Origin of the sequence: Isoptericola cucumis, from assembly GCF_014635665.1 — a bacterium.
Lineage (GTDB): Bacteria > Actinomycetota > Actinomycetes > Actinomycetales > Cellulomonadaceae > Isoptericola > Isoptericola cucumis.
This window is the reverse complement of record NZ_BMDG01000002.1, coordinates 23,705-49,139: the sequence shown is the minus strand read 5'-3', so window position 1 is coordinate 49,139 and position 25,435 is coordinate 23,705. Positions and strand designations below refer to the sequence as shown.

Below are 25,435 nucleotides of genomic sequence, written 5' to 3'. Positions count from 1 at the left end.
CCAGCCCTTCGAGAGCAGAGACTCGGTACACGATCGAAGGAGATCCATGACCACCATCGCGAGCGCATCGCCGTCGGCCGCGGCCGACCACACGACCCTGAGCAGCGTCGAGCGCGCCGCCCTCGACGCGACGATCGAGGAGCTGACGGCGGGCGAGCGGCGCTGGGCAGCGACGCCCCTCGCCGGGCGGGCCGCCCTCCTCGAACGCACGCACGCGGCGATCGCCGCGTCCGCGGAGCGGTGGGCGACGACCGCCGGCAGGATCAAGGGCCTCGACCCGGGCTCGCCCCTCATGGGCGAGGAGTGGATCTCGGGCCCGTACCCGGCGCTGACGGGCTTCGGGCAGCTCGCCCGCTCGCTCGCGGCGCTCGCCGCCGGCACGAGCCCGCTCGACGGTGCCAGGTTCGGCACCGCGCCCGGCGGGCGGGCGACGGTGCGTGTGCTGCCGCACAGCGCCCACGAGTCGATCCTGCTGCACGGCTTCCGCGCGGAGGTGTGGCTGCGACCGGGCGTCGCGGCGTCGACGGCGACCTCACACGCCGGGCTCGCCCAGCACCACCCGAGCAGGACGAAGGGCGTCGCGCTCGTGCTCGGCGCGGGCAACATCACCTCGATCGCGCCGCTCGACGTCGCCTACGAGCTCGTGGCGCACAACCGGGTCGTCCTGCTCAAGCTCAACCCGACGACGGACGACCTCGAGCCCGTCCTGGCGGCGGCGCTCGCCCCGCTGATCGAGGCAGGCGTCCTGCGCATCGTGCGCGGCGGTGCCGAGGCGGGCGCCTACCTCGCGCACCACCCCGGGATCGCGCACGTGCACATCACCGGCAGCGCGGTCACGCACGACGCCGTCGTCTACGGACCTGGTGACGACGGCCGCGCACGCAAGGCCGAGAACAGCCCGCTCCTCGACAAGGAGATCACGAGCGAGCTCGGCGGCGTCGCGCCGGTCATCGTGGTCCCCGGTGACTGGTCCGAGCGGGACCTGCGCTACCAGGCCGAGCACGTCGCGACCATGCGACTGCACAACGGCGGGTACAACTGCATCGCCGGCCAGGTCGTCATGGTCAGCTCGGACTGGAAGCACAAGGACGCGTTCCTCGCCGCGCTGCGCGAGGCTCTCGACCGCGCCCCCGCCAGGCCGGCGTGGTACCCCGGCAGCGACGGCCGGATCGCCTCGGCGACCGAGTCCTACCCCGACGCCGTCCGGCTGGGCGACGACGGCTGCCGGGTGCTCGTCGAGCTCGCCGACGGCGGGGACGCGACCGCCCTCGAGCGCACGGAGTACTTCGCCCCCGTCCTCGGCGTCGTCGAGCTCCCCGGTACCGGCCAGGCGTTCCTCGACGCCGCGGTTGAGAAGGCCAACCGCGACCTGGTCGGCACGCTCGGCGCGAACGTCGTCGTCGCCCCGAAGGACCGCAAGGCCCTCGGAGCCGGCTTCCGGAAGGCGGTCGCGGCCCTGCGCTACGGCACCATCGGCATCAACGCGTGGACCGGGGTCGGCTATCTGACCGCGACCGCCCCGTGGGGCGCGTTCCCCGGTCACCCGCTCGACGACATCCAGAGCGGCCGCGGCGTCGTGCACAACGCGTTGCTGATCGACGCCGCCGAGCGCACCGTCGTGACCGGCCCGTTCCGGCCGTTCCCGCGGTCGGTCGCCCACGGCGAGCTCGCCCTGTTCCCGAAGCCGCCGTGGTTCGTGACGGCCCGCAGCGCGGCGACGACCGGCCGTCGTCTGACGGCGTTCGCGGCGAGGCCCGGCTGGCTCCGGATGCCGTCCGTCTTCGCAGCGGCGTTCCGCGCCTGACTCCATCCGCCAGCCCGTCCCGCACGGCCATCGTCAAAGGAGACGCCATGCCCTTCCGCAGCCCGCTGCCCGACGTCGAGATCCCCGACGTCACGCTCTACGACCTTCTGTTCGCCGGCCTTTCCGGCGCCGAGCTGGAGCGTCCCGCGACGGTCGACGGCCCGTCCGGGGCCGTCACGACCTACGGCGCCCTGCGTGGCCAGGTCGACGCCGTCGCCGGGGCGCTCGCGGCCCGCGGCGTCCGGCCGGGCGACGTCGTCGCGCTGCACTCGCCGAACGTGCCCGCGTTCGCCGCGGCTTTCCACGGCATCCTGCGCGCCGGCGCGACCGCGACGACCGTCAACGCGCTCGCGACGGGCGAGGACGTCGCCCGCCAGCTCGCCGACTCCGGCGCGACACTGCTCGTCACGGTGTCACCGCTCCTGGCGGCGGCCACGGCGGGTGCCGACGCGGCCGGCCTGCCCGCAGACCGCGTCGTCGTGCTCGACGGCGCCGACGGGCACGAGTCGCTGCACGACCTGCTCGCCGAAGGGCTCCCCGCGCCGGACGTCACGATCTACCCCGCGACCCACCTCGCGGTGCTGCCGTACTCGTCGGGCACGACCGGTCGCTCCAAGGGCGTCATGCTGACGCACCGCAACCTCGTGGCCAACGTGGTCCAGTCCGACGGGATGATCGGCGTCTCCCCGCAGGACCGCGTCCTCGCGGTGCTGCCGTTCTTCCACATCTACGGCATGACCGTGCTGCTCAACCTCGCGATGTACAACCGGGCGGCGCTCGTCACGATGCCCCGCTTCGACCTCGGCGAGTTCCTGCGCATCACGCAGGACGAGAGGTGCACGCACCTGTTCATCGCCCCGCCGATCGCCGTCGCGCTCGCGAAGCACCCGCTCGTCGACCGGTACGACCTGTCGAGCGTCCGCGTCGTCATCTCGGGCGCCGCCCCTCTCGACGGCGAGATCGGCGGTGCCGTCGCCCGCCGGCTCGGCTGCGTGGTGCGGCAGGGCTACGGGATGACGGAGACCAGCCCGGTCGCGCTCCTCATCCCGGTGACCGCCGACGACGTGCCGCTGTCGAGCGTCGGCTTCCCGGTCCCGAACGTCGAGTGCATGATCGTCGACCCCGCCACGGGCGCGGAGGTCCCGCTGCCCGCGTCCGGCGTCAGCGACCCCGGGGAGCTCCTCGTCCGGGGACCGAACGTCATGGTCGGCTACCTCGCGAACCCCGAGGCGACGGCGGACACCCTCGACGCCGACGGCTGGCTGCACACGGGCGACATCGTCACCGCGACGCCGGACGGCGTCGTCACCGTCGTCGACCGGCTCAAGGAGCTCATCAAGTACAAGGGCTACCAGGTCGCCCCGGCGGAGCTCGAGTCGCTGCTGCTCACCCACCCCGGCATCGCCGACACCGCGGTCGTCGCATCCCGCGACGCCGAGGGCGAGGAGGTGCCCAAGGCCTTCGTCGTGACGCAGGAGGGCGTCGACCTGACGGCCGACGACGTCGTCGTGTTCGTCGCCGAGCACGTCGCCCCGTACAAGAAGGTGCGCGAGGTCGTGTTCATCGACGTCGTGCCGAAGTCCGCGAGCGGCAAGATCCTGCGCAAGGACCTGCGCGACCTGACCGGGGTGCAGGCATGAGCCGGCAGGACCGGTCCGCGCAGACCCACGACTATGTCGTCGTCGGCGCCGGGTCCGCCGGTGCGGCGCTCGCGGGCCGGCTCAGCGCCGACCCGACGGTGAGCGTCCTTCTCCTGGAGGCCGGCCCGCGCGACACGAAGACGGAGATCCACGTCCCGGCGGCGTTCTCGAAGCTCTTCCGCTCCGACGTCGACTGGGACTACGACACCGAGCCGCAGGAGCATCTCGGCGGGCGGCGCGTCTTCTGGCCGCGCGGCCGGGTGCTCGGCGGCAGCTCGTCGATCAACGCGATGATGTGGGTGCGCGGGTTCCCCGAGGACTACGACGCGTGGGGCGAGGCAGCGGGGGCGAGCTGGTCGTGGGCAGGGCTGCGGCCCTACTTCGAGCGGGTCGAGCGCGTCGCGCCCGCCGTCGTGCGGGACAACGACGACGAGACGTGGCGCGGGGGCACCTGTCACGTGAACGACCAGCGCAGCCCGAGCCCGCACACGCAGGCGTACCTGAAGGCGGCCGAGCAGATCGGGATGCCGGTGGTGCCCGGCAACGGCCGTGACCAGCGCGGATTCAGCCGCACGCAGGTCAGTCAGCACGGCGGCTCGCGGTTCAGCACCGCCGACGCGTACCTCAAGCCGGCCCGCAAGCGCGCCAACCTCACGGTCGTGACCGACGCCCAGGCCACGCGAGTCGTGTTCGACGGCAGGACGGCGACCGGTGTCGAGTACGTGCAGCGCGGGGTGACGAGGACGGCGCACGCGCGCCGGGAGGTCGTCCTGTCGGGCGGTGCCGTCAACACGCCGCAGCTGCTCCTGCTGTCGGGTATCGGCGACCACGACGAGCTCGCCGACCTCGGTATCCCCGTCGTCGCGCACAGCCCCGAGGTCGGCAAGAACCTGCGTGACCATCTCATGGCGGTGCTGGCGATCGAGGCGGACGACGGCACGCTGTTCGGTGCCGAGAAGCCGCGCCAGCTCGTGCAGTACCTCGCCCGCAAGCGCGGGCTGCTGACGTCCAACGTCGGCGAGGCGTACGGGTTCGTGTCGTCCGACCCGTCCGTCGGGCTGCCCGACCTCGAGCTGATCTTCGCGCCGGTCGGGTTCATCGGCGAGGGCCTGATCTCCCACGACGGGCACGCGCTCACGCTCGGTGCGATCCTCGTGCAGCCCGAGAGCACGGGCACGATCTCGCTCGCGAGCGCGGACCCGCTCGAGAAGCCGCTCATCGACCCGCGCTACCTGAGCGACCCGGAGGGGAAGGACCGCGCCGCGCTCCTGGCCGGCCTGGCCGTCTGCGAGGAGATGCTGGTGGCGCCCGCGCTGCGGGCCGTGACGAAGGGGACGTTCGTGCAGCCTGCGGGCGGCGAGCAGCTGACGCGCGCGCGACGCGACGAGATCGCCCTCGTCGACCACGCGCACACGCTCTACCACCCGGTGGGGACGGCGCGCATGGGCTCCGACGCCGGCTCGGTGGTCGACGAGGAGCTGCGCGTGCGCGGCGTCTCCGGCCTGCGCGTGGCCGACGCCTCGATCATGCCGACGATCATCCGCGGCCACACCAACGCCCCTTCCATCGTCATCGGGGAGAAGGCCGCCGACCTGCTCGTCGGGGCCGACGTCCCCCGCCACCGCGTGGCGGCCGAGACGTAGCGTCGTCGCGAAGGACCCAGCGGTGACGGACCGCCGGCCGAGCCCATGGACGAGGCCCTACTCGTCCACGGGCTCGCCGGTGGGGTCGTTCGCGGCGACGGGCTCGAGGTGCAGCCCGCCGACCGGCTCGTGCACCCAGTCGACCAGGTGCCAGCCGGAGGCGGGGTCGCCGTCGATCTCGATGAGCCCGGTGTTGGCCAGGGGGGTGTGCTCGACCTCGTCGACGTCGAGGCCTTGGACGTGCGCGCTTGCCCACGAGCGGATCGCGGCGCCGTGGGACACCGCCAGGACGGTGTCCTCCCCGAGCGCGGCGAGGCGCGCGACGGACCGGTCGAAGCGGGTCAGGAACTCGTGCCCGTCCGGGCCGCCGGGCAGGCGGCGGTCGCGGTCGCCGCGCGCCCAGCCGAACACCGTCTCCAGGTAGACGTGGTGGTCGGCGTGCGCGGCCGACTTCTCCAGGTCGCCGGCCTCGACCTCGCGCAGTCCGCCGAGCACGATCGGCTCGAGGTCGCGGTCCAGCGCCAGCGGCGCGACGGTGAGCGACGTCCGGACGAGGGACGAGACCGCCAGCGCGCCGATCCGCCGGTCCTGCAGCGCGAGCGGGACGGCCCGGGCCTGACGCTCCCCGAAGTCCGTCAGCACGGGTCCGGGTGCGCCGGTGTCGAGCAGGCCCGCCACGTTCGCCGGGGTCTGACCGTGTCGCAGCAGGAGGAGTCGCATGCCCCCAGGGTTCCAGAGATCCCGCGTGCTCCGGCCGGCGATCGGTATCGTGCCCACCGTGTCCCACGACGACCTTCCGCTCGCCGGCCGCACCGCGCTCGTCACGGGCGTCTCACGACGCCGCGGCATCGGCTACGCCGTGGCGTGCGAGCTGGCGTCGCGGGGCGCGAGCGTCTTCACCCACCACTACGCCCCGCACGACGCCGACCGGCCGTGGGGCGCCGACGACCTCGACGCCGTGCGCGCCGGCGTCCGGGCGTCGCTGGGGCCCGGCGCCGTCGCCGGGGACGCCAGCGCGGACCTGCGGGACCCGGCGCAGCTCGACGGCCTCTTCGACGCGGCCCGCGCGCTGACCGGGAGCGTCGACGTCCTGGTGTGCAACCACGCCCGCAGCGGCGGCGACGGGTCGATCCTCGACATGTCCGCCGCCGCGCTGGACGCGTTCTGGGAGACGAACACGCGGTCCACGCTGCTGCTCACGCGGCGGTTCGCCGAGCAGTTCCGGCAGGAGCCCGAGGCCGCGGCCCGGCCCGGCGACCGGCTGCGGCGCACCGGGCCGCACGACGCCGCCACGGCGCCGAAGGTCGTGTGGATGACGTCCGGCCAGGAGGGCGGGCCCATGCGCGGCGAGGTCGCCTACGCCACCTCGAAGGCGGCGCTGGCGGGCGTCACGGCGACGGTCGCCGCCGAGCTCCTCGAGCTCGGCGTCGTCCTCAACACGGTCAACCCCGGACCGGTCAACACCGGCTACCTCGACCCGGAGACCACCGACCGCTCGCTCGCCGAGCTCGACGAGATCCGCGACGCCCTGCCCTTCGGGCGCTGGGGCGAGCCTGCCGACCCCGCGCGGCTCATCGGCTGGCTCGTCGGGCCGGAGGGCTCCTGGACGGTCGGGCGCGTGCTCACGACCGACGGCGGATTCTCCCTGCGGTGACGCCGTCCGCGGCGCTACGGTCGCGCAGGTGAGACTCGACGAGCTGACCGCGCGGACCGTCGCGGCCTACGACGCCCTCGGCCTGCCGACGTGGCCGAACCCGCACCCGGACGACGCGGAGCCGCGGGACGAGGAGTACTCGCGCGTCACGGACGTGGAACGGTACGACGTCCTGCACGCCCGGGCGCGGGCGTGGGCGCAGGTGCTCGGCGCGCTCCCGGACGTGACGGTCGACGACGTCGACGCGGCGTCCCTCGGCACGGCCGACCGCGGGGTGCGGCTCGCGTCGTCACGACCCGGCACGCTGGCGCTGCTGCTCCTGGAGTCGGACCGGCGCCGCATCGACGGTGAGGACGTCCCCGCGACGCTGCGGGTCGCCGTCGAGCGCCCGGACGTGGTGCTGGACGACCGGCCCGACTGCGGCTGCGACGCCTGCGACTTCGGCTCCGCCGAGCTGCTCGACGCCGTCGACGAGGCGATCGGCCACGTCGTGGGCGGCCCGATCGTGCTGCTGCGGGCGCGCCGCTGGTCGGCCGTCTGGTACCCCGACGGCGGCGAGATGTCGGCCGACGGCACCGCCGGCCCCGACTTCAGCTCCCTCATGCGGCTGGGCCGGCGGCTCGCCGCGGGCGAGCAGGCGCGGCTCCCCCGCGCTTGCGAGGCACTGGTCGGCCACGGCTGGCTGGCCTGACCTCCCGCGACGTCAGAGCGTCTTGCGCATCTGCTGCGTGACGACGTCGTAGCCCGCCGAGTCGTAGAGGGCGACGGCGGTGCGGTTCTGCCCGAAGACGTTCAGCTCCAGCGTGGTCGCACCCGCCTGCCGGGCGGCGTCCTCCACGGCCACCAGGAGCGCCCGCCCGAACCCGCGCCCCCGGCGCTCCTCGACGACCTCGATGTCGTAGAGGAACGCGGCGCCCGGGATGCCGCGGGGGCTGTCGAGAGCCACCCACGCACGGCCGACGGGCTCGCCGTCGGCGTCGTGGCCCCGCAGGACGAGCATGCGCGGCGTGTCCAGGCCCTGGGGCAGCAGGCCCGCGCTCTCGTCGAGGGCGCGCTGCACCGCGCCCTCGCGCGGCCACCGGCCGGCCGCGACCTGCTCCTGTGCGTAGTCCTGCGCCAGCTGCTCCTGCCACTCCTCGAACTCGGCGGGGGTCATCGGGCGCAGCGTCACCGTCGTCATGGGTGCACTCTGGCACCGTGACCGGTCCAGCACCGCAGGATTTGCGGCCTGCCGGACACTGTGTGGTGTGAGCGCCCCCGACGACGACGTCTCCTCCGACCGCCCGAGCGACCGGCCCCGGGACGGTGTGCACGTCATCGAGCTCGTGGACGACCGGGTGCGCGCGGACGGCGGCGACCCGACCACGCCGCGGCCGCGCTCCCGACGCCGCCGGGTCACGCTCGCCGCGGCGGCCGCCGGGGTCGTCGTGGTCGCCGCCGGCGCGCTCCTGGTCTCGCGGGAAGGGCCCCGGTTCTTTCCCCCGTCGCCGGCCGAGGCGTGCGAGGACCGGCTGACGGACGAGGTGGTACCCGAGGGGTTCGGCGCCGACCTGTCGTGGCGCACGATCGCGCACGAGTCGTGGCCGACGGCCGACCTCACGCTCCTCGTCACCGAGGACGGCGGGCTCTCCGGGTTCTGCGCCGTCGGCGACGGACCGGACACCACCACGGTCTGGACGGACACCTCCGCCACGCCCGGCCCGGACGAGGTCCTCCCCCGCGGCACCGGGCTCGGCGGGTGGCCGGTGCTGTGGGGCGTGGCGGGCGAGGACGTCGAGGCGGTCGACGTCGAGGCGGAGTGGACCGACGAGGGCGGCCCCGGGCCGCACAGCAGCGAGTCCGGCCTCAAGGTCGAGGCCCGGATGACCGACGACGGCTACTGGTCCGCGTTCTTCGGCCCCGGCGAGCTCCCCGAGGACGCCGAGCTCACGCTCGTCTCGCACCTCACGAACGGGATCCCGCGCTCGGTGCCGCTCGAGGCCGCGTGGGACGACGCCGCGACGGAGACCGACTCGGACTCCAGGGCGCTCGCCGACGCCCGGCGCGACGCCTGCAGCGCCGGATGGCGAGGCCAGGGCAACCGACCTGTGCTCGAGTCCCGGCGCGACGACCACGGCGTCACGATGATCACGGACCCGGGACGTGGCTCGTTCACGATGTGCGTGCAGGAGGCCGACGCGCCGTACACACCGTTCGTCGAGCTGAGCGGCGAGCTGCCACCGGACGATCCGGCACCCGGCGCGGTGCGGGCGGCCACCGGCAGCGGTGGCGGCCGGGCTGCGGTGGTGGTCGGCGCGGCCGGCGAGGACGTCGCCCGGGTCGCGGTCACGACCACCGCCGACGTCCGGATCGAGGCCGACCTCGTCGACGGGTACTGGGTCGCATGGGGCGCCGACCTCGCCCGATCGGAAGGGACCCAGGCCGAGCGCGACGCAGGCCCGTGGGACGGCGCCACGCTCACCTGGTACGACGCCGACGGCTCCGAGCTCGGCACCCGCCCGCTCTTCGAGTGAGCGGGCGGGCGGCTCAGCGCAGGCGGTAGCGACGCTCCGGGCGCCCGGCGGTGCCGTAGTTCAGCCGCACCGCCGCGCGGTCGGTCGCGGCGAAGTGCTCGAGGTACCGCCTGGCGCTGACGCGGCTGACGCCGACGGCGTCGGCGCACTCGGCGGCGCTGAGCTCGTCGCCGGCGGCCAGCGCCGCCAGCACCGCGTCGGCCGTCTCCTGGCTCAGCCCCTTGGGCAGGGGCGGCCGCGGGCCGGAGGCTTGCGGTGTCCGGGCGAAGACGGCGTCGATGCCGGCCTGCACGTCCGCCTGCCCCGCGGGGTCCGCGTCGCCCAGACCCGCGAGCGCCTCGCGGGAGCGCCGGAACTCGGTGAGCCGGGCGGTCAGGTCCTCGGACGCGAACGGCTTCACGAGGTAGTGCGCCGCGCCGCCCGCCGCGGCGGCGCGCACGGTGTCGGCCTCGCGGGCCGCGGTGATGACGACGACCCCGAGGTCGTGCCCGGCCGCGCGCAGCCGCCGCAGCACCTCGATGCCGCCGATGTCCGGCAGGTGCACGTCGAGCAGCACCAGGTCGGGGTGCAGCCGCTCCACGGCGGCGAGCGCGTCGGCCCCGGTGTGCGCCTCGGCGACCACCCGGAACCCCGGCACGCGCTCCACGAAGCGTCGGTGGATGGACGCGACCATGAAGTCGTCGTCCACCACGAGCACGTCGAGGCTCACGCGGGTCGCTCCTCGTCTGTCGGCAGGTCGGTCGGCAGGTCGGTCGGTGGCTCGGTCGGTGGCTCGGCCGGGTTCGCCCCCGACCGGGGCAGGCGGGCGATGAAGACGGCGCCGCCCACGGCGGGATCATTGTGCACCGTCACCTCGCCGCCGCGGCGCTGCGCGAGCACGTGCACCAGCGCCAGCCCGACGCCCCGGCCCGCCGCCCCGGCGGGCTTGGTGCTCCACCCGCGCCGGAAGATCGTGTCCGACTGCTCGGGCGGCACGCCCGGTCCGCTGTCCGCGACCTCGACGACGACCGCGCCGTCCGCCTCCGTCGTCAGCCGCACCTCTACCCGCGGCGGGCGCCGGTCGCCGCCCGCCGCCGCGGCGTCGACGGCGTTGTCGACGAGGTTGCCGAGCACGGTGCCGACGTCGGCCGACAGGTCCGGGTCGAGGCGCGGCAGGGCGCTGCCCGGGGCCACCGCCAGGGCGACGTGCCGCTCGTCGGCGAGCGTCGCCTTCGCGATCAGCAGGGCCGCCACGGCCGGGTCGGCCACCCGCGCGGTCACGTCCTCGCTCACGTCGGCCCGACGCCGGGTGAGCCGGTCGACGAACCGGCCCACCTCCTCGTACTCGCCCAGCTCCAGCAGCCCCGACACGGTGTGCAGCTGGTTGCTGAACTCGTGCGTCTGGGCGCGCAGCGTCTCGGTGACGGACTCGCGGGCGTGCAGCTCGCTCTGCAGCGCCAGCAGCTCGGTGCGGTCGCGCAGGGTCGTCACGGTCCCGGCCGGCCGGCCGTCGTGCAGCACGCGCCGCCGGTTGAGCACCAGCACGGTGGCCCCGGACACGAGCACGGCGTCGCGCACCTCGTCCGTGCCGCGCAGCAGGTCGTGCACGGCCGGGTCGAGACCCAGGTCGTCGAGACGCCGGCCCGCCGGGTCGGCGGGGACTCCCGCGAGGCCGAGCAGCTCGCGGGCGCTGTCGCTCATGAGGCTCACGCGGCCGTCGTCGCCCACGACGACCACGCCCTCGCGGATGGAGCGCAGCACCCCCTCGCGGTGGTCCGCGAGCGCCGCGATCTGCGCGGGCTCGAGGCCGCGCGTACGGCGCTTCACCAGCCGGGACAGCAGCCACGACCCGGCGGCCGCGACCGCCAGCCCGATCCCCACGACCACCAGCACGTCGCCGCCCGCGCGGGACAGCCGCTCGCGCAGCGGCGGGTACGGGTCGGCGAGGACGGCGACGGCCACCGGGCGCGGCGCCGCGTCCGGCCCCTGCCCGGCGCTGCCGTAGACCGGCACCCAGGCCGCGATCGCCCGGCCGCCGACGTCCTCGACGTCGCCGCTGCCCGCCCGGGTGGTCGCGCCGGCGGGCAGGGTGAGGTGCTCGCCGGCCCGCGTGGGGTCGGTCGCGACCAGGATCCGCCCGTCGAGGTCCGTGAGGTAGGCGTTGGTCGCGTCGACGTACGCGGCGCGGGTCTGCAGGTAGAAGCCGAGCGCGCGCCGGTCCGGCACCTCGGCGGCGAGCGACTCCTGCACGGCGGGGATGCCGGCCAGCCCCTCCGCCGCGACCTCCAGCCGGTCGGCTCGGTCGTCGCGGAAGGCGGCGTCCACCTGCCCGAGGAAGACGACGGCGGCCGCGGCCACGACCACGAGCAGGACGGCGAGCTGCAGCACCAGCACCTGTCCGCCGAGCGTGAGTCGCCAGCGGCGGCCGCCGCCGCCCGCACCGCGTGACCGCAAGTTCCACAACCTCCATTGGTTGCCCAAGGGTGACGTGCGCCGTCGGGCCTGTGACGATCGGTCGCGGGGCGCAGCCGCCCCGCCAGGACGACCCAGTATGAACTCGACGTGGAGGCAGACCGATGTCGACGACGACATCCGGCCCATGGACCCCGGACGGGGGCGGGGCAGGACGGCGGGGCGCGCGCGCCGCGCTGGCCGCAGCCCTGGTGACGGCGCTCGTCGCCGTGACCGCGGCGTGCGGGGTGACGCGCGGCGACGACTCCGCCGACATGGACATGTGGATCCCCAACAGCCCCGGCGGCGGGTACGACCAGACGGGCCGCGCGGCCGTCGGCGTCCTCGACCGTGGCGACATCACCGGCGGCGACCTGCAGGTGACCAACATCCTCGGCGCGGGCGGCTCGGTCGCGATGTCACGCCTCATGGGCGAGGAGGGCAACGAGCGGCTCATGATGACGCTCGGCCTCGGCGTCGTCGGGTCGACGTACTCCTTCGGGGTGGACGCCCGCCCGCACGACGCGACGCCGCTCGCCCAGCTCATCGAGGAGCAGGAGGGCGTGCTCGTGCCCGCCGACTCGCCGTTCCGCACCATCGACGACCTGGTCGCCGCGTGGGAGAAGGACCCGGGCTCGGTCGTGGTGGGCGGCGGGTCGTCACCCGGCGGCCCCGACCACCTGTTCCCCATGCAGCTCGCCAAGGCGACGGGCGTCGACCCGAAGCAGGTGCGGTACGTGTCGTACGACGGCGGCGGCCCGCTGACCAGCGCGCTGCTCGGCAACAAGATCCAGGTCGGGTTCTCCGGGCTCGCCGAGTTCGAGGGGCAGATCGCCGCGGGCGAGCTGCGCGTGCTCGCCGTCTCGGGCGAGGAGCGCGTCGCGGAGGACGTGCTCGCCGACGTCCCGACCCTCACGGAGAGCGGCATCGACCTCGTCTTCACCAACTGGCGCGGCGTGATCGCGCCGCCCGGCATCAGCGAGGAACGGCGCGCCGAGCTCATCGAGCAGCTCACCCGTATGCACGACTCGCCGGAGTGGCAGCATGCGCTGACCGACAACGGCTGGACCGACGCGTTCGTCACCGGCGACGACTTCGAGCAGTTCCTGCGCGACGAGGACGAGCGGGTCTCGACCACCCTGAAGGAGCTGGACCTGCTGTGAGCACCCAGGTGGAGCCCCCGGTCGCGGGGCCGCAGAGCACGCCGCGCGTGGACCGCGCGCAGTACGGCCTGGCCGCCGTGCTGCTGGTCGTGGGCGCGTACACCGTGTACGACGCCATGACGCTCGAGGTCGGGTTCGCCGACCCCGTGGGCCCGCGCGTCTTCCCCGTCGTCATCGGCACGGGGCTGGTCGTGACCGCCGTGTGGCTGGCGGTCGCGACGGCGCGCGGCTCGCGCCCCGAGCCGGAGGCCGGCGAGGACGTCGACCTCACCAGCCCCACGGACCGCACGACGGTGCTGAAGCTCGTCGCGGTCGTCCTGCTCACGATCGCCACGGTGAGCTGGCTCGGGTGGGCGCTCGCGGGCGCCCTGCTCTTCGCCGGCGCCGCGTGGGCGCTGGGCAGCCGGACCCTGATCCGCGACGTCCTCGTGGGCCTCGTGCTCGCGGTGGGCAGCTGGTACGGCTTCGTCGTCGGGCTGGGCATCCCGCTCACCCCCGGCGTCCTCGACGGGATCCTGTGAGGAGGCGGGACTGATGGAGAACCTCGGACTGCTGGCCGACGGCCTCGCCGCCGCCCTGACCCCCGTCAACCTGCTGTACGCCGCCGTCGGCGTGCTGCTCGGCACCTTCGTCGGCGTGCTGCCCGGCATCGGGCCGGCGATGGCGATCGCGCTGCTGCTGCCCGTGACCTTCGGGCTGGAGCCCACGCAGGCGTTCATCATGTTCGCCGGCCTGTACTACGGCGGCATGTACGGCGGGTCGACGACGTCGATCCTGCTCAACACCCCCGGCGAGTCGGCGTCGGTGATGACGGCGCTCGAGGGCAACCTCATGGCCCGCGCCGGGCGGGGCGCGCAGGCGCTCGCGACCGCCGCCATCGGGTCGTTCGTCGCCGGCACCATCGGCACGCTGCTGGTCGCGATGTTCGCGCCGGCCCTGGCGGACGTCGCCGTGGAGATCGGCGCACCGTCGTACTTCGCGCTCATGGTGCTGGCGCTGGTGATGACGACGACGGTGCTGGGCGCGAGCCCGTTGCGCGGCTTCCTGTCGCTGTTCGTCGGCCTGACGATCGGCCTGGTCGGGCTCGACCTCAACACGGGCCAGCCGCGCCTGACGTTCGGCGTGACGCAGCTCACCGACCGGCTCGACATCGTCGTGGTCGCGGTCGGCATCTTCGCCCTCGGCGAGGCGCTGTGGGTCGCGGCCCACCTGCGTCGCAAGCCCGCCCGGGTGGTGCCGGTGGGCCAGCCGTGGCTGGGCCGCGACGACTGGCGCCGCTCCTGGAAGCCCTGGCTGCGCGGCACCGCGTACGGCTTCCCGTTCGGCGCGCTGCCCGCGGGCGGCGCCGAGCTGCCGACGTTCCTGTCGTACGTCACCGAGCGCAGGCTCGCGAGGCGCACGAGGCGCGGCGCGAAGGGCCGCGAGGCGGCGCTGCGTACGGACGAGTTCGGCAAGGGCGCCATCGAGGGCGTCGCCGGCCCGGAGGCCGCGAACAACGCGTCCGCCGCGGGGATGCTGGTGCCGATGCTGGCGCTCGGCCTGCCCGTCACCGCGACGGCGTCGGTGATGCTGTCCGCGCTGCAGGGGTACGGCATCCAGCCGGGCCCGCAGCTCATGACCGACCACGCGGACATGGTGTGGACGCTCCTGGCGAGCCTGCTCGTCGGCAACCTGCTGCTGCTGGTGCTCAACCTGCCGCTGGCCCCGCTGTGGGCCAAGCTGCTGCGCATCCCGCGGCCGCAGCTGTACGCCGGCATCATCTTCTTCGCCTGCCTCGGCGCGTACGCCACCAACCTCGACCCGTTCGACATCGGGCTGCTGCTGCTGTTCGGCCTGCTCGGCCTGGCGATGCGGCGCTTCGGGCTGCCGGTGCTGCCGCTCATCCTCGGCGTCATCCTGGGCCCGCTCATGGAGACGAAGCTGCGCGAGGCGCTCACCATCTCCGGCGGCGACCCCGCGATCCTGTGGAGCGAGCCGCTCGCGATCGCGATCTACGCCGTCCTGCTGCTGGTGCTGGCGAGCCGGCCGCTGCTGTCCCGGTGGCGGGCGCGGGCGGAGGCGCAGACGGTCGACGGGACCGACGACGACACCGACGGACGAGCGGACGGCGACGGCGAGCGCGCCGCCGCCGGGACGGAAGGGGACCAGCGGTGACCCACGAGGTGGAGCAGCAGCCGGCGGCCGGGTGGGTCGTCGTGGCGTGGACGCCGGACGAGTTCGGGCAGGCGGCGCTCGAGCATGCCGTCGCCGCCGCGGGCGAGAAGGGGCGCGGGGTCGCCGTCGTCAACGGCACCCGGGGCGACGCGTACGTCGACGAGCGCTACGCGGCACCCGACCGCCTCGCCGACGTCACCGAGCGGCTGCGGGCCACCGGCCTGCCGCACGTGGTGCGCCAGGAGATGGGCCGCGACGTCGCCGAGCAGGTGCTCGACGTCGCCGCCGAGCTGGACGCCCGGCTCGTCGTCGTGGGCCTGCGGCACCGCAGCCCGGTGGGCAAGCTGCTCATGGGCAGCGTGGCGCAGCGGATCCTGCTCACCGCCACGTGCCCGGTGCTCGCGGTCAAGCCGGGGTCGCAGCCGGCCTGACGGCCCGGGCCGGTCTTCCGGCACCGGGCCCGAGTCTCACCCCCGACGGCCGCCGGCTCCGGTGGCCGCCACCACGGCCTCTGCCGGGGCCGGGCCGAGCATCCCGGCCTCGGGGGTGCCGAGCACCAGGCGCGCCTGGGCGGCGAAGCGTCGCGTCCCGTCGAGCCACACCCGCCCTCGCCGGAGCCCGCAGGCGCGCAGCGCACCGCCGTGGTCGACGACGAGGACGGTCGCCGCACCCGCCGCGACGACCGTCCAGAGCACACCCACCCCCGCCCGGACGACGCGCGGCACGCCCGCGAACCCCTGGCGCAGGCGGTCGGCCTGGAACCTCAGGTGGTGCACCTCGTCCGAGGCCACGCGGCGGCCGATCCCCCGCAGCACCGGGTCCGGGGCGCGGGTCGCGAGGGCCGTGAAGTAGTCCATGGCCACGGACTCCGCGACGAGGAAGAGCGCGAGCTCGGTGCGCAGGCCGAGCAGCCGCCGCAGCCGGGTGAACACCGCGTCCGACCAGTGCTCGTCGAGCCGCGGCGCCCCGAGGTGCTCCAGCCCCCGCCGGAAGAGCGCCGAGTGCCGCTGCTCCTCGACGACGAGTCGCTGCAGCGCCTCGACGTACACCGGGTCCCCGGCCCGGCGCGCCTTGGCGAGGAGCCGGGCGCCGTCGCCGTCCTCACCGAGCTCGAAGCGCTGGAACGACCGGACGAGAGCCGCCCGGGCCGCAGGAGCCACCGTGCAGGGGGCGCCCCAGTCGACCTCCCGCTCCATCGCGAGCTGGGTGGCCCGGTTCGCGACGAAGTGCTCCACCCAGACGGTGAACCCGGCGGGTGCCGGACCTGCGTCTGAGGTGCCGGTCGTGTCCGATGCGTCGTTGCTGGTCATGGTCGGGAACGTAGCGTCGTGAGCACCCGCCCGACCGTGCGTCCACACGATCCGACGACGCTTCACACACGGGGTCCGGCAAGGATGCACCAACGGGGTGCACCTCCCCGGCCGCGCGTCACCAGGGCGCCGGGGCGCGCTGGGGCGGCGGCGTGGGAGAGACGGGCTGCGGCGGGTGGTCCGACGCCCGGAGGGCGAAGTCGATCACGGCCGCGCGCACCTGTCGCCACTCGGCCTCCGCCACGGGCTCGGCGGACGACGACGCGCCGTCCGTCGAGCGCTCGGCCAGCGCGAGGACCTGGCGCAGCAGCATCACCGCCTGCGTGGTGTCGGAGCGGGCGCCGTGGCGCCGGGTGGCGGCGCGCACCACCTGGGCGGCCAGCGCCTCCCCGTGGGAGCCCTCGGCCAGGCGAGCGGAGTCGGCGATCCGCAGCGGCACGGGCGTGGCCCGTATCGACCACCGCCCGCCCGACGGGTCGTGCGCGACGATCCGGGGCGTGCGCAGCAGCGAGACCACGGTCGCCGTGGCCGCGAGCAGGCCGACGGCCCCCACGACGACGCATGCCCAGCCGAGGACGTGGTCGCCCGTCGGGTCGAACGTCATGAGCAGGCCGGCGCCGGCGACCCACACCATGACGCCACCGGCGGCGACGAGGCCGTAGAGGAGCGCCGCGGACACTTGCCCGGCGTGACGATGGCTCATACCCGTTCATTGCCGGCAGGGCGGCGATCACTACCCGCGGCCGACAAGTCGGTCGGCCGCGCGCTCAACCGGTCGGTGGCGCGCCCGGAGCCCCGGTCAGGACGTCGACCACACGCCCAGCTCGTTGCCGCTCGGGTCGAGGAAGTGGAAGCGGCGCCCGCCGGGGAACTCGTAGGGGCCGTTCACCACCTGCCCGCCCGCGGAGGTCACCGCGGCGAGCGTGGCGTCGAGGTCGTCGGAGTACAGCAGGACGAACGGCCCGCCCCGGGCGATCTCGGCCTCCTCGGCGAGGCGCAGCCCGCCCGCCTCGGCGGGCGCCTGCTCCGCGGCGGTGCGGATGCCCGCGTACGCCGGGCCGTACGGGACGAACTCCCAGCCGAACGCGGCGGCGTAGAACGCCTGCGCCGCCGCGAGGTCGGTCGCCGGGAGCTCGAGGTAGTCGACCGTGTGATGGATGCCGTGCGTGTGCTGGCTCATCCCGGCAGCATGCTCCCGCCCTCCGACAACACGTCCGGCTCCGGCCTGCCGGGCCGGTAGAGTCGCACGATGCTCAGGAACCTCCGGCGGACCCTCGCCCGCGCGTACTGGCGCCTCAGCCGGTGGACGCTGCGCGTCGAGGCCGTGCCGCGCCAGGCGAGCATCCTCGTCGGCGCGCCGCACACGTCCAACTGGGACTTCCTGATCATGCTCGCCATCGCGTGGCGGCTCGGCATCGACGTGCGGTGGCTGGGCAAGCACACGCTCTTCGCCGGCTGGCGGGGGCCACTGATGCGCGCACTGGGCGGCATCCCCGTCGACCGGCGCGACCCGAGCAGCGTCGTCGACGACGTCCTCGCGCGCGTGAGCCGCGGGGAGGTCTTCCACCTCGTCGTCACCCCGGAGGGCACCCGGTCGGGTGACGGCTGGAAGTCCGGCTTCTACCGCATCGCCCGGGCCGCCGACCTGCCCGTGACGCTCGGGTACGTGGACCGCACCACCATGACCACCGGGCTGGGTCCCACGCTGCGCCTCACCGGCGACGTGCGCGCCGACATGGACGAGATCCGCGCGTTCTACGCCGACAAGTCCGGCCTGCGGCCGGAGCTGCGCACCGAGCCGCGACTGCGCGACGAGGACACCGCGGCCTGACGGGCGCGCGCCGAAGCGCCGTCGCCGCCGTCCGCGGAGCCCGCCCCGGGCCGCGAGCCGATACTGTCGCGCTCGTGCCCGACGCCCCCGAGATCGAGATCCCCCTGCCCCACGACGTCGTCCTGCGGTCGCTGCGCCGCGACGACGGCCCGGAGCTCGCGGCCGCGTACGACCGCAACCGCGACCACCTCGAACAGTGGGAGCCGGCACGGCCGCTGGCCTTCTACACGGCGGAGTACCACTCGCGGCAGGTGCCGGTGCAGCTGCTGGAGCGCGGCTCGGGGCGCGGGGTCCCGCTCGTGCTGGAGCGCGACGGCGAGCTCGTCGGCCGGGTGAACCTCTCCGACATCGTGCTCGGCTCGTTCCGCAACGCCCACCTCGGCTACTGGGTCGACGTCCGGCTCACGGGCCGGGGCGTCATGACCGCCGCAGCCGGCGCCGCCTGCGATCTCGCGCGCGACCAGCTCGGGCTGCACCGGGTGCAGGCGGCGACGCTGCTGCACAACGGCGCGTCGCAGCAGGTGCTCACGCGCACCGGCTTCGAACGGATCGGCACGGCTCCGCGCTACCTGCAGATCGCCGGGCGGTGGCAGGACCACGCGCTCTACCAGCGCATCCTGCACGACTGAGGCGGAGGTGCAGCGGAGGGTGGGGGCCGAGGGACGAGGCACCCGCCCGCAGCGGAGCCGCAGACTCAGGCGTCACAAGACACGACTGAGGCGGAGGTGCAGCGCAGGGTGCAGGCGTCACAAGACACGACTGAGGCGGAGGTGCAGGCCAGGCTAGGCACCGCTCCGCATGCGCCTCGGGTCCACGTGCGATAGACCAGGACCATCGGGGGGCGGCACGCGGACGGGGGAAGTCATGAACGCTGACGCGGGGTCGATGACGATCGCACTGCTCACGGCCTGCTCGGAGCCTGAGCTCGGCATCCGGGCGCGGGTCGTGCAGGAGCTCCTGGACGAGGCCAGCACCGACCCCCGGCTGGCCCGCGAGGTCATCACGACGATGCTCACGGCGTCGGTGATGTCGTTGCACGCCTACTCCGACGCGACCCGGCGCGACCCGCAGGACGTGCTGCGCACGCTGGGCGCGAGCTGGTCGCAGCGCACCCTGAGCGCCTGACCCTCCGCCGCGGCACGTCCCCGGCGTGACGGGTCAGGCGTCGAGGTCCTCGATCCGCGCGACGCTCGGGGCGCGCTCGCCCTGCAGCCGCTGTGCGACGCCCTCGGCGTCCCGCAGCACCCGCCGCACGTTGCCGCTGGCGAGCCCGGCGAGGTCGGGGTCCGACCAGCCGCGGTCGGCGAGCGCCGCGAGGAGGCGGGGGTAGCCGGTGACGTCGCGCAGCTCGTCCGCGAAGCCTCCGGCGCCGTCGTAGTCCCCGCCGAGGCCGACGTGCCGGGGGCCGGCGACCTCGCGCACGTGCTCGACGTGCGCGACGACGTCGTCGAGCGTCGTGGCGGGCTTCGGGTGCGTCTCGCCCCAGGCGGTCGCGAACCGGTCGAACTCGGCGACGTCGTTGGGCGCGACGCCGGCGGCCCGGGCAGCCTCGCCGGCTGCGGCACGCCACTGGCCGATCGCGGGCGTGACGAAGCTGGGCACGAAGGTCACCATGCACACGCCGCCGTTGTCGGCGAGGCGCGCGAGGACGTCGTCGGGCACGTTGCGGGGCACGTCGCACACGGCCCGCGCGGAGCTGTGCGAGAAGATGACCGGCGCCTCGGAGACGTCGAGCGCCGCGCGCATCGTGCCCGCCGAGACGTGCGAGAGGTCCACGAGCATGCCGAGCCGGTTCATCTCGCGCACGACCTCGCGCCCGAAGGCGGACAGCCCGCCGTGCGGGGCGGGGGCGTCGGTGGCCGACTCCGCCCACGGGTTGTTGTGGTTGTGCGTGAGGGTCATGTACCGCACGCCCAGCTCGTAGAGCGCGCGCAGCGTGCCCATCGACGAGTCGATCGACTGCCCGCCCTCGGCGCCCATGAGCGAGGCGATGCGGCCGTGGGCCCACGCGTCCTCGACGTCGTCGGCGGTCAGGGCGAGCGCGAGGTGCTCCGGCCAGCGCGCGACCATGCGGCGCACGGCGTCCACCTGCTCGAGCGTGGCCGTGACGGCGGCGCTGCCGGGCAGGTTCGACGGCACGTAGACGGACCAGAACTGGGCGCCCACTCCCCCGGCGCGCAGCCGGGCGATGTCGGTGTGGGTGCGGTCGGACGTGTCGCCCCCGATGTCGAGCCGCTCCCAGTCGTACCCGACCTGGTCGCGCGCCTCCCACGGCAGGTCGTTGTGCCCGTCCCAGACGGGGTGCTGACGCAGGAGGGCGGCGATGCGGTCGGCGGTAGCGCTCATGGGCCGCACGCTACCGCCGTCGGGCGTCCCGGCGACCGCACGGGGTCAGCGACGCCCGCGCAGCCTGTCGATCTCGCGGCGCTCGCGCTTGGTCGGACGGCCGGCACCGCGGTCGCGCAGGCCGACGGCGGCACGCTCCTCGCGCGTCGGCACGGGCGGGCTCTCGTCGCGGTACGCCTTGACGGCGAGCGGGGCGCCCACCCGCTTGGGCAGCAGCTCCACGACGACGACCTTGCGGTCGCGCAGCGGGTCGCGCCAGGTGATCGTGTCGCCGACGGCGACCGACGTCGACGGCTTGGCCACGACGTCGTTCACCCGGACCCGGCCGGCGCGCAGCAGCGCGGCCGACGCGGACCGGCTCTTGAAGAGCCGGACCGCCCACAGCCACACGTCCACGCGCACGCCGTCAGCCTCTCACGGTGTCTCGCGGAGGTGTCGGGTCCCCGACGAGAGCCGCGCAGGCGGCGTCGATCGCGGGGGTGCGCAGGTCGTCGAGCGACACCTCCGGGAACATGACGATGCAGTCGGCGAGGCCTCCGGCCGCGACGACGGCGCGCGTCCGGGCCGCGAGGTCGGCGTCGGCCCCGACGAGGAGGGTCGTGAGCCGGTGCCGCCAGCCGACCACGCGCGTGCCGAGGTCGAGGTAGGCCAGCGCGCTGAGCTCCCGCACCGCGAGCTGGTTGATCGCGCGGTGCCGGTACGTGATGTCGAAGAACGCCTCCAGGACCGGCCGGGGGCCTGCGGCGTCGTCGGCGTCCTGGGCCTCGACCCGGGCCAGGAGCTCCTCGACGTCGTCGACGAGCGGCTGGACGAGGCTGCGGACCAGCTCCTCGCGCGAGGCGAAGTGGTAGTAGAGGGCGGGCTTGGTCAGCCCGAGCCGGTCGGCGATCTGGCGCATGCTCGTCTGCTGGAGCCCCTGCGCGGCGAAGAGCTCGAGGGCTGCCGACTGGATCCGCTCGCGGGTGTGGCTGGCTGGGGTACGCGGCACGGGAGCAGCCTAGCGTCGACCTACCGGTCGGTAAGTCTTGCGCTCGCTCGACGCCGAATGTTTACTTACCGGTAGGTCAGTACGGCGGTGCTCCGGCACCGAGCCACCAGGAGGAACCATGCGCGAGATCGCGGTCGCGGACGAGCTCGTCGAGCTCACCGTGGACGACACCCCCGTGACGGGGCACGTGTACACCACCCCGCCCGACCCCGGGTCCGGGCCGCGACCCGCTGTCGTGCTCTGCACCGGCTTCAGCGGCACGCAGGACACCCCCTCCATCGTGGCGGCGGCCGAGGCCTTCGCGCGCGCGGGCTTCGTGGCCACGACCTTCGACTACCGCTCCTTCGGCACGAGCGGCGGCACGCCCCGGCAGGTGGTGACCGTGCCCGGGCAGCTCCGGGACATCCGCGCCGTCGTCGCCCACGTCCGCGCGCGGCCGGACGTCGCCGCCGACCGGGTCGCCCTCTGGGGCAGCTCGCTGGGCGGCGGCCACGTGCTGACCATCGCGGCCGAGGACCCGGGCGTCGCCGCCGTCGTCGCGCAGGTGCCGTTCAACGGGTTCCCCCGGCGGGTGGAGGGGCGGTCGGCCCGGCACACCGCCCGCCTGCTCGGGGCCATCCTCCTCGACGCGGCCCGGGGCAGGCTCGGCCGGCCCCCGGTCTACGCGAAGGCCGTCGGCAGGCCCGACGAGCTCGCCGTCATGGTCTCGCCCGAGGCGGAGCGGACGATCGAGGTCCTCACGAGCCACACCTGGCGCAACGAGGTCGCGGCGCGCAGCCTGCTCAGCATGATGCGGTACCGCCCCGGGGACGGCGTCGGGCGGATCCGCGCCCCGCTGCTCGTCTGCCTCGCGGAGGGCGACCGCGAGACCGGGGCCTCGACCAACGCGCACCTCGCCGACACGGCACCACGCGGGACCCTCCGCACCTATCCGGTCACCCACTTCGACGTCTACCGACCGGAGGTCCGCGCCCGGCTGCTCCAGGACCAGACCGACTTCCTCCTCCGGGCGGGGGTCCGTCCCGGTTGCTAGCGTCTGCCCCATGAGCGAGGTACGCGTCGAAGAAGACCTGCTGGGGACCCGTGAGGTGCCCGCCGAGGCGTACTACGGGATCCACACCGTCCGGGCGGTCGAGAACTTCCCCATCTCCGGGACCACCGTCAACGACGTGCCCGAGATGATCCGCGGGATGGTGATGGTGAAGAAGGCGGCGGCGCTCGCGAACCGCGAGCTGCGGGCCGTGCAGCGCGACGTCGCGGACGCCATCGTGGACGCCTGCGACGAGATCCTCGTGAACGGTCGGTGCCTCGACCAGTTCCCGATCGACGTGTTCCAGGGCGGCGCCGGCACCAGCGTCAACATGAACACCAACGAGGTGATCGCGAACCTCGCGCTCGAGCGGGCCGGGTTCCCCCTCGGCCGGTACGACGTCATCAACCCGAACGACCACGTCAACAAGTCGCAGTCCACCAACGACGCCTACCCCACCGGGTTCCGCCTCGCGGTGTACGCCCTCGTCGACGCGCTGACCGTCTCGGTGCGTCGCCTGTCCCGGGCGTTCGACGAGAAGGCGTCGGAGTTCGCGGACGTCGTGAAGATGGGGCGCACGCAGCTGCAGGACGCGGTGCCCATGAGCCTGGGGCAGGAGTTCGCGGGCTTCTCGGTGAACGTCGCCGAGGAGGTCAAGCGCCTGAGCGTCGCCGCCGAGCTGCTCCTGGAGGTCAACCTCGGCGCCACCGCCATCGGCACGGGGCTCAACACCCCGCCCGGCTACCCGAAGGTCGCGGCCCGGCGGCTCGCCGAGGTGAGCGGGCTGGCCACCGTGCCGGCCGAGAACCTCGTCGAGGCCACGTACGACAACGGCGCCTACCTCGCCGTGCACTCCGCGGTGAAGCGGCTCGCGGCCAAGCTCTCGAAGATCTGCAACGACCTGCGCCTGCTGTCCTCGGGGCCGCGCGCGGGCCTGAACGAGATCAACCTGCCCGAGCTGCAGGCGGGCTCGTCGATCATGCCGGCCAAGGTGAACCCGGTGATCCCCGAGGTCGTCAACCAGGTGTGCTTCAAGGTCATGGGCAACGACGTGACCATCACGCACGCCGCCGAGGCCGGCCAGCTCCAGCTCAACGTCATGGAGCCGGTGCTGGCGCAGTCCATGTTCGAGTCGATCCGGCTGCTGACCAACGCGTGCGACGCCCTGCGCACCAAGTGCGTCGCCGGCATCACCGCCAACGCCGACGTGACCCGCGCGCACGTGCTGGGCTCGATCGGGATCGTCACCTACCTCAACGAGGTGATCGGGCACCACCACGGCGACCTGGTCGGCAAGGAGGCCGCGGCCACCGGACGGGGCGTGCGCGACGTCGTCGTGGCGCGCGGCCTGCTCAGCGAGGCCGAGGTGGACGCCATCCTCACCACCGAGAACTTCCTGCACCCGCGCTACACCGGGCGCTTCTACGCGCCCGACGAGCGCGGCATCCCGCCGCTGGACGAGCAGGGCGAGTCGACCCGGGTCGTGGAGTCCGACGACGCCACCGGTGCGCCGTCGGTGCCCGACCCCGCACCGGACGAACCCTCCGGGGAGGTACCGCCGCCGGCGCCCGACCGGGCGCTGGCCGGCGAGCACGGTGAGGAGCCCGGCGGGACGATGCGGTGATCGTCGTCCAGTTCGCCGTCGTCCTGGTCTTCGTCTTCATCGGGGCACGGCTCGGCGGGATCGGGATCGGGCTGGCGGGCGGCGCCGGCGTGATCGTCCTCGGCCTGCTCGGCCTGGAGGTCGACCCGGCGACGGGCGTCCCCTGGGACGTGCTGGGCATCATCATGTGCGTCATCGCGGCGATCGCGGCGATGCAGGCCGCCGGCGGTCTGGACTACCTCGTGGCGAAGACGGAGGTGCTGCTGCGCGCGCGGCCGCGCAACATCACCTTCCTCGCACCCCTCGTCACCTACTTCATGACGGTCTTCGCGGGCACCGGCCAGGTCGCCTTCTCCACCCTCCCGGTGATCGCGGAGGTGGCGAAGGAGTCGAACGTCCGGCCGTCGCGGCCGCTGTCGATCGCGGTGGTGGCGTCGCAGATGGCGATCGCGGCGTCGCCCATCTCCGCGGCCGTGGTCGCGATGGCCGCGGTCGTGGAGCCGCTCGGCGTCGACTACATCACGATGCTCACGGTGGCGGGCGTCTCGACGCTCGTGGGCTGCATGCTGGGCGCGGTCGTCGCGTCCCGGCAGGGCGTGGAGCTGCAGGACGACCCGGTGTACCAGGAGCGGCTCGCCAAGGGCCTGGTCAAACGGCGCGAGCGCACCGAGTTCGTCGCCCGCCCGCGGGCGCTGCTGTCGTTGGTCGTCTTCGCGGTCGCGCTGCTCGTCGTCGTGCTCTACTCCACCGCGGTCTCCGACTCCGTGGCCCTCATCGAGGCCCCGACGATCACCCGCAGCGGCGCCATCATGACGTTCATGCTGCTGGCGGGGCTGCTCATCGCCGTCCTGTGCAAGATCGACGTGAGCACCGTCATCACGCAGCAGACGTTCCGCAGCGGCATGAGCGCCGCGGTCTGCATCATCGGCGTCGCGTGGCTCGGGAACACGTTCGTGCAGGGCCACACCGACACGATCGAGCGGCTCGGCGGCGACATCATCCGCGACTACCCGTGGATGCTCGCCGTGGTGCTGCTCCTCGCGTCGGCGCTGCTGTACTCGCAGGCGGCCACGACCATCGCGCTGATGCCCGTGGCCGCCGGGATGGGGGTCGGCGCCACCACCCTCGTCGCCTCGTTCCCGGCCGTCACCGGGCTCTTCCTGCTGCCCACGTACACCACCGTCGTCGCCGCGATCGAGCTCGACGACACCGGCACCACGCGCATCGGCAAGTACGTGTTCAACCACTCGTTCATGGTCCCGGGGCTGGTGTCGGTGGCCGCCGCCGTCGCGATCGGGTTCGGCCTGGCGCCGCTGCTGATCTGAG

26 protein-coding genes are annotated in these 25,435 nt (G+C 74.4%); 16 read left to right on the top strand and 10 right to left on the bottom strand.

Going from position 1 to position 25,435, the window contains the following annotated elements; genetic code table 11:
- Nucleotides 1-46 precede the first annotated feature (46 nt).
- The 3 genes from IEW03_RS02370 to IEW03_RS02360 are packed head-to-tail and all read left to right on the top strand — an operon-like array spanning nucleotide 47 to nucleotide 5,087.
- Entirely contained in the window at nucleotides 47-1,804 is a 1,758-nt protein-coding gene (locus IEW03_RS02370; protein ID WP_188522063.1) for an aldehyde dehydrogenase family protein, read from the top strand.
- 47 nt (nucleotides 1,805-1,851) lie between these two features.
- On the top strand, nucleotides 1,852-3,444 hold the full coding sequence (locus tag IEW03_RS02365; protein WP_188522062.1) for an AMP-binding protein: 1,593 nt from the start codon (nucleotides 1,852-1,854) through the stop codon (nucleotides 3,442-3,444).
- Nucleotides 3,441-5,087: a GMC family oxidoreductase gene (locus IEW03_RS02360; RefSeq protein ID WP_188522061.1), complete on the top strand. Its 1,647-nt coding sequence runs from the start codon at nucleotides 3,441-3,443 to the stop codon at nucleotides 5,085-5,087. Before IEW03_RS02365 ends, IEW03_RS02360 begins: the two co-directional genes overlap by 4 nt.
- Nucleotides 5,088-5,144: 57 nt before the next feature.
- Here IEW03_RS02360 and IEW03_RS02355 read toward each other — a convergent pair whose 3' ends face one another.
- On the bottom strand, nucleotides 5,145-5,807 hold the full coding sequence (locus IEW03_RS02355; RefSeq protein WP_188522060.1) for a histidine phosphatase family protein: 663 nt from the start codon (nucleotides 5,805-5,807) through the stop codon (nucleotides 5,145-5,147).
- 58 nt (nucleotides 5,808-5,865) lie between these two features.
- Between IEW03_RS02355 and IEW03_RS02350 the strand changes: the two genes are divergently transcribed.
- Together IEW03_RS02350 and IEW03_RS02345 are read left to right on the top strand one after the other, a co-directional pair.
- A complete protein-coding gene (locus IEW03_RS02350) occupies nucleotides 5,866-6,741 on the top strand; it encodes an SDR family oxidoreductase (protein WP_229737334.1) in 876 nt (291 codons plus the stop codon).
- Between the two features lie 28 nt (nucleotides 6,742-6,769).
- On the top strand, nucleotides 6,770-7,432 hold the full coding sequence (locus IEW03_RS02345) for a DUF6226 family protein (RefSeq protein ID WP_188522058.1): 663 nt from the start codon (nucleotides 6,770-6,772) through the stop codon (nucleotides 7,430-7,432).
- Between the two features lie 12 nt (nucleotides 7,433-7,444).
- Here the strand turns inward: IEW03_RS02345 and IEW03_RS02340 are convergent, their stop codons facing one another.
- Complete coding sequence (locus tag IEW03_RS02340) at nucleotides 7,445-7,921, bottom strand: GNAT family N-acetyltransferase (protein ID WP_188522057.1); 477 nt, start codon at nucleotides 7,919-7,921, stop codon at nucleotides 7,445-7,447.
- 67 nt (nucleotides 7,922-7,988) lie between these two features.
- Between IEW03_RS02340 and IEW03_RS02335 the strand changes: the two genes are divergently transcribed.
- Nucleotides 7,989-9,254, top strand: coding sequence for a hypothetical protein (locus IEW03_RS02335; RefSeq protein WP_188522056.1), 1,266 nt, complete (start codon nucleotides 7,989-7,991; stop codon nucleotides 9,252-9,254).
- Between the two features lie 13 nt (nucleotides 9,255-9,267).
- Here the strand turns inward: IEW03_RS02335 and IEW03_RS02330 are convergent, their stop codons facing one another.
- Together IEW03_RS02330 and IEW03_RS02325 are read right to left on the bottom strand one after the other, a co-directional pair.
- Nucleotides 9,268-9,963, bottom strand: a complete 696-nt coding sequence (locus tag IEW03_RS02330) for a response regulator (protein WP_229737333.1) — start codon at nucleotides 9,961-9,963, stop codon at nucleotides 9,268-9,270.
- Nucleotides 9,960-11,687 (bottom strand): sensor histidine kinase, encoded by a 1,728-nt coding sequence (locus tag IEW03_RS02325; protein WP_229737332.1) that lies wholly within the window; start codon nucleotides 11,685-11,687, stop codon nucleotides 9,960-9,962. The genes IEW03_RS02330 and IEW03_RS02325 overlap by 4 nt, the downstream gene beginning before the upstream one ends.
- A gap of 122 nt (nucleotides 11,688-11,809) precedes the next feature.
- Here IEW03_RS02325 and IEW03_RS02320 point away from each other — a divergent pair, with 122 nt between their 5' ends.
- Genes IEW03_RS02320 through IEW03_RS02305 form a run of 4 tightly spaced genes read left to right on the top strand, consistent with a single transcriptional unit; the run spans nucleotide 11,810 to nucleotide 15,432 of the window.
- The gene (locus tag IEW03_RS02320; RefSeq protein WP_188522054.1) at nucleotides 11,810-12,847 is read left to right on the top strand and encodes a Bug family tripartite tricarboxylate transporter substrate binding protein; all 1,038 of its coding nucleotides are present in this window, start codon (nucleotides 11,810-11,812) and stop codon (nucleotides 12,845-12,847) included.
- A complete protein-coding gene (locus IEW03_RS02315) occupies nucleotides 12,844-13,368 on the top strand; it encodes a tripartite tricarboxylate transporter TctB family protein (protein WP_229737331.1) in 525 nt (174 codons plus the stop codon). Before IEW03_RS02320 ends, IEW03_RS02315 begins: the two co-directional genes overlap by 4 nt.
- Nucleotides 13,369-13,381: 13 nt before the next feature.
- On the top strand, nucleotides 13,382-15,001 hold the full coding sequence (locus IEW03_RS02310) for a tripartite tricarboxylate transporter permease (RefSeq protein ID WP_188522053.1): 1,620 nt from the start codon (nucleotides 13,382-13,384) through the stop codon (nucleotides 14,999-15,001).
- Nucleotides 14,998-15,432 (top strand): universal stress protein, encoded by a 435-nt coding sequence (locus IEW03_RS02305; protein WP_229737330.1) that lies wholly within the window; start codon nucleotides 14,998-15,000, stop codon nucleotides 15,430-15,432. The genes IEW03_RS02310 and IEW03_RS02305 overlap by 4 nt, the downstream gene beginning before the upstream one ends.
- Nucleotides 15,433-15,468: 36 nt before the next feature.
- Here IEW03_RS02305 and IEW03_RS02300 read toward each other — a convergent pair whose 3' ends face one another.
- The 3 genes from IEW03_RS02300 to IEW03_RS02290 form a co-directional block, all read right to left on the bottom strand.
- Nucleotides 15,469-16,311, bottom strand: coding sequence for a ferritin-like domain-containing protein (locus tag IEW03_RS02300; RefSeq protein ID WP_188522052.1), 843 nt, complete (start codon nucleotides 16,309-16,311; stop codon nucleotides 15,469-15,471).
- A gap of 118 nt (nucleotides 16,312-16,429) precedes the next feature.
- Nucleotides 16,430-17,014: a hypothetical protein gene (locus tag IEW03_RS02295; protein WP_188522051.1), complete on the bottom strand. Its 585-nt coding sequence runs from the start codon at nucleotides 17,012-17,014 to the stop codon at nucleotides 16,430-16,432.
- Nucleotides 17,015-17,110: 96 nt separating this feature from the next.
- The gene (locus IEW03_RS02290; protein ID WP_188522050.1) at nucleotides 17,111-17,491 is read right to left on the bottom strand and encodes a VOC family protein; all 381 of its coding nucleotides are present in this window, start codon (nucleotides 17,489-17,491) and stop codon (nucleotides 17,111-17,113) included.
- 69 nt (nucleotides 17,492-17,560) lie between these two features.
- Between IEW03_RS02290 and IEW03_RS02285 the strand changes: the two genes are divergently transcribed.
- The 3 genes from IEW03_RS02285 to IEW03_RS02275 all read left to right on the top strand — a co-directional run bounded on the left by IEW03_RS02285 (nucleotide 17,561) and on the right by IEW03_RS02275 (nucleotide 19,267).
- Nucleotides 17,561-18,142 carry a 1-acyl-sn-glycerol-3-phosphate acyltransferase gene (locus tag IEW03_RS02285; RefSeq protein WP_188522049.1) on the top strand — a complete coding sequence of 194 codons (582 nt, stop codon included), beginning with the start codon at nucleotides 17,561-17,563 and terminating at the stop codon, nucleotides 18,140-18,142.
- A gap of 74 nt (nucleotides 18,143-18,216) precedes the next feature.
- Nucleotides 18,217-18,771 (top strand): GNAT family N-acetyltransferase, encoded by a 555-nt coding sequence (locus tag IEW03_RS02280; protein ID WP_188522048.1) that lies wholly within the window; start codon nucleotides 18,217-18,219, stop codon nucleotides 18,769-18,771.
- A gap of 256 nt (nucleotides 18,772-19,027) precedes the next feature.
- Nucleotides 19,028-19,267, top strand: a complete 240-nt coding sequence (locus IEW03_RS02275) for a hypothetical protein (protein ID WP_229737329.1) — start codon at nucleotides 19,028-19,030, stop codon at nucleotides 19,265-19,267.
- A gap of 33 nt (nucleotides 19,268-19,300) precedes the next feature.
- Here IEW03_RS02275 and IEW03_RS02270 read toward each other — a convergent pair whose 3' ends face one another.
- The 3 genes from IEW03_RS02270 to IEW03_RS02260 are packed head-to-tail and all read right to left on the bottom strand — an operon-like array spanning nucleotide 19,301 to nucleotide 21,476.
- Nucleotides 19,301-20,488, bottom strand: a complete 1,188-nt coding sequence (locus IEW03_RS02270; protein WP_188522046.1) for a dipeptidase — start codon at nucleotides 20,486-20,488, stop codon at nucleotides 19,301-19,303.
- 45 nt (nucleotides 20,489-20,533) lie between these two features.
- Complete coding sequence (locus IEW03_RS02265; protein WP_188522045.1) at nucleotides 20,534-20,890, bottom strand: RNA-binding S4 domain-containing protein; 357 nt, start codon at nucleotides 20,888-20,890, stop codon at nucleotides 20,534-20,536.
- Between the two features lie 4 nt (nucleotides 20,891-20,894).
- A complete protein-coding gene (locus IEW03_RS02260; protein ID WP_188522044.1) occupies nucleotides 20,895-21,476 on the bottom strand; it encodes a TetR/AcrR family transcriptional regulator in 582 nt (193 codons plus the stop codon).
- A 118-nt stretch (nucleotides 21,477-21,594) separates the two neighbouring features.
- On the opposite strand from IEW03_RS02260, the gene IEW03_RS02255 reads away from it, so the two are divergent.
- The 3 genes from IEW03_RS02255 to IEW03_RS02245 are packed head-to-tail and all read left to right on the top strand — an operon-like array spanning nucleotide 21,595 to nucleotide 25,434.
- Complete coding sequence (locus tag IEW03_RS02255; protein ID WP_188522043.1) at nucleotides 21,595-22,509, top strand: alpha/beta hydrolase; 915 nt, start codon at nucleotides 21,595-21,597, stop codon at nucleotides 22,507-22,509.
- A gap of 10 nt (nucleotides 22,510-22,519) precedes the next feature.
- On the top strand, nucleotides 22,520-24,130 hold the full coding sequence (gene aspA, locus IEW03_RS02250; RefSeq protein ID WP_188522042.1) for an aspartate ammonia-lyase: 1,611 nt from the start codon (nucleotides 22,520-22,522) through the stop codon (nucleotides 24,128-24,130).
- Nucleotides 24,127-25,434, top strand: a complete 1,308-nt coding sequence (locus IEW03_RS02245; protein ID WP_188522041.1) for an anaerobic C4-dicarboxylate transporter — start codon at nucleotides 24,127-24,129, stop codon at nucleotides 25,432-25,434. The genes aspA and IEW03_RS02245 overlap by 4 nt, the downstream gene beginning before the upstream one ends.
- Nucleotide 25,435 lies beyond the last annotated feature (1 nt).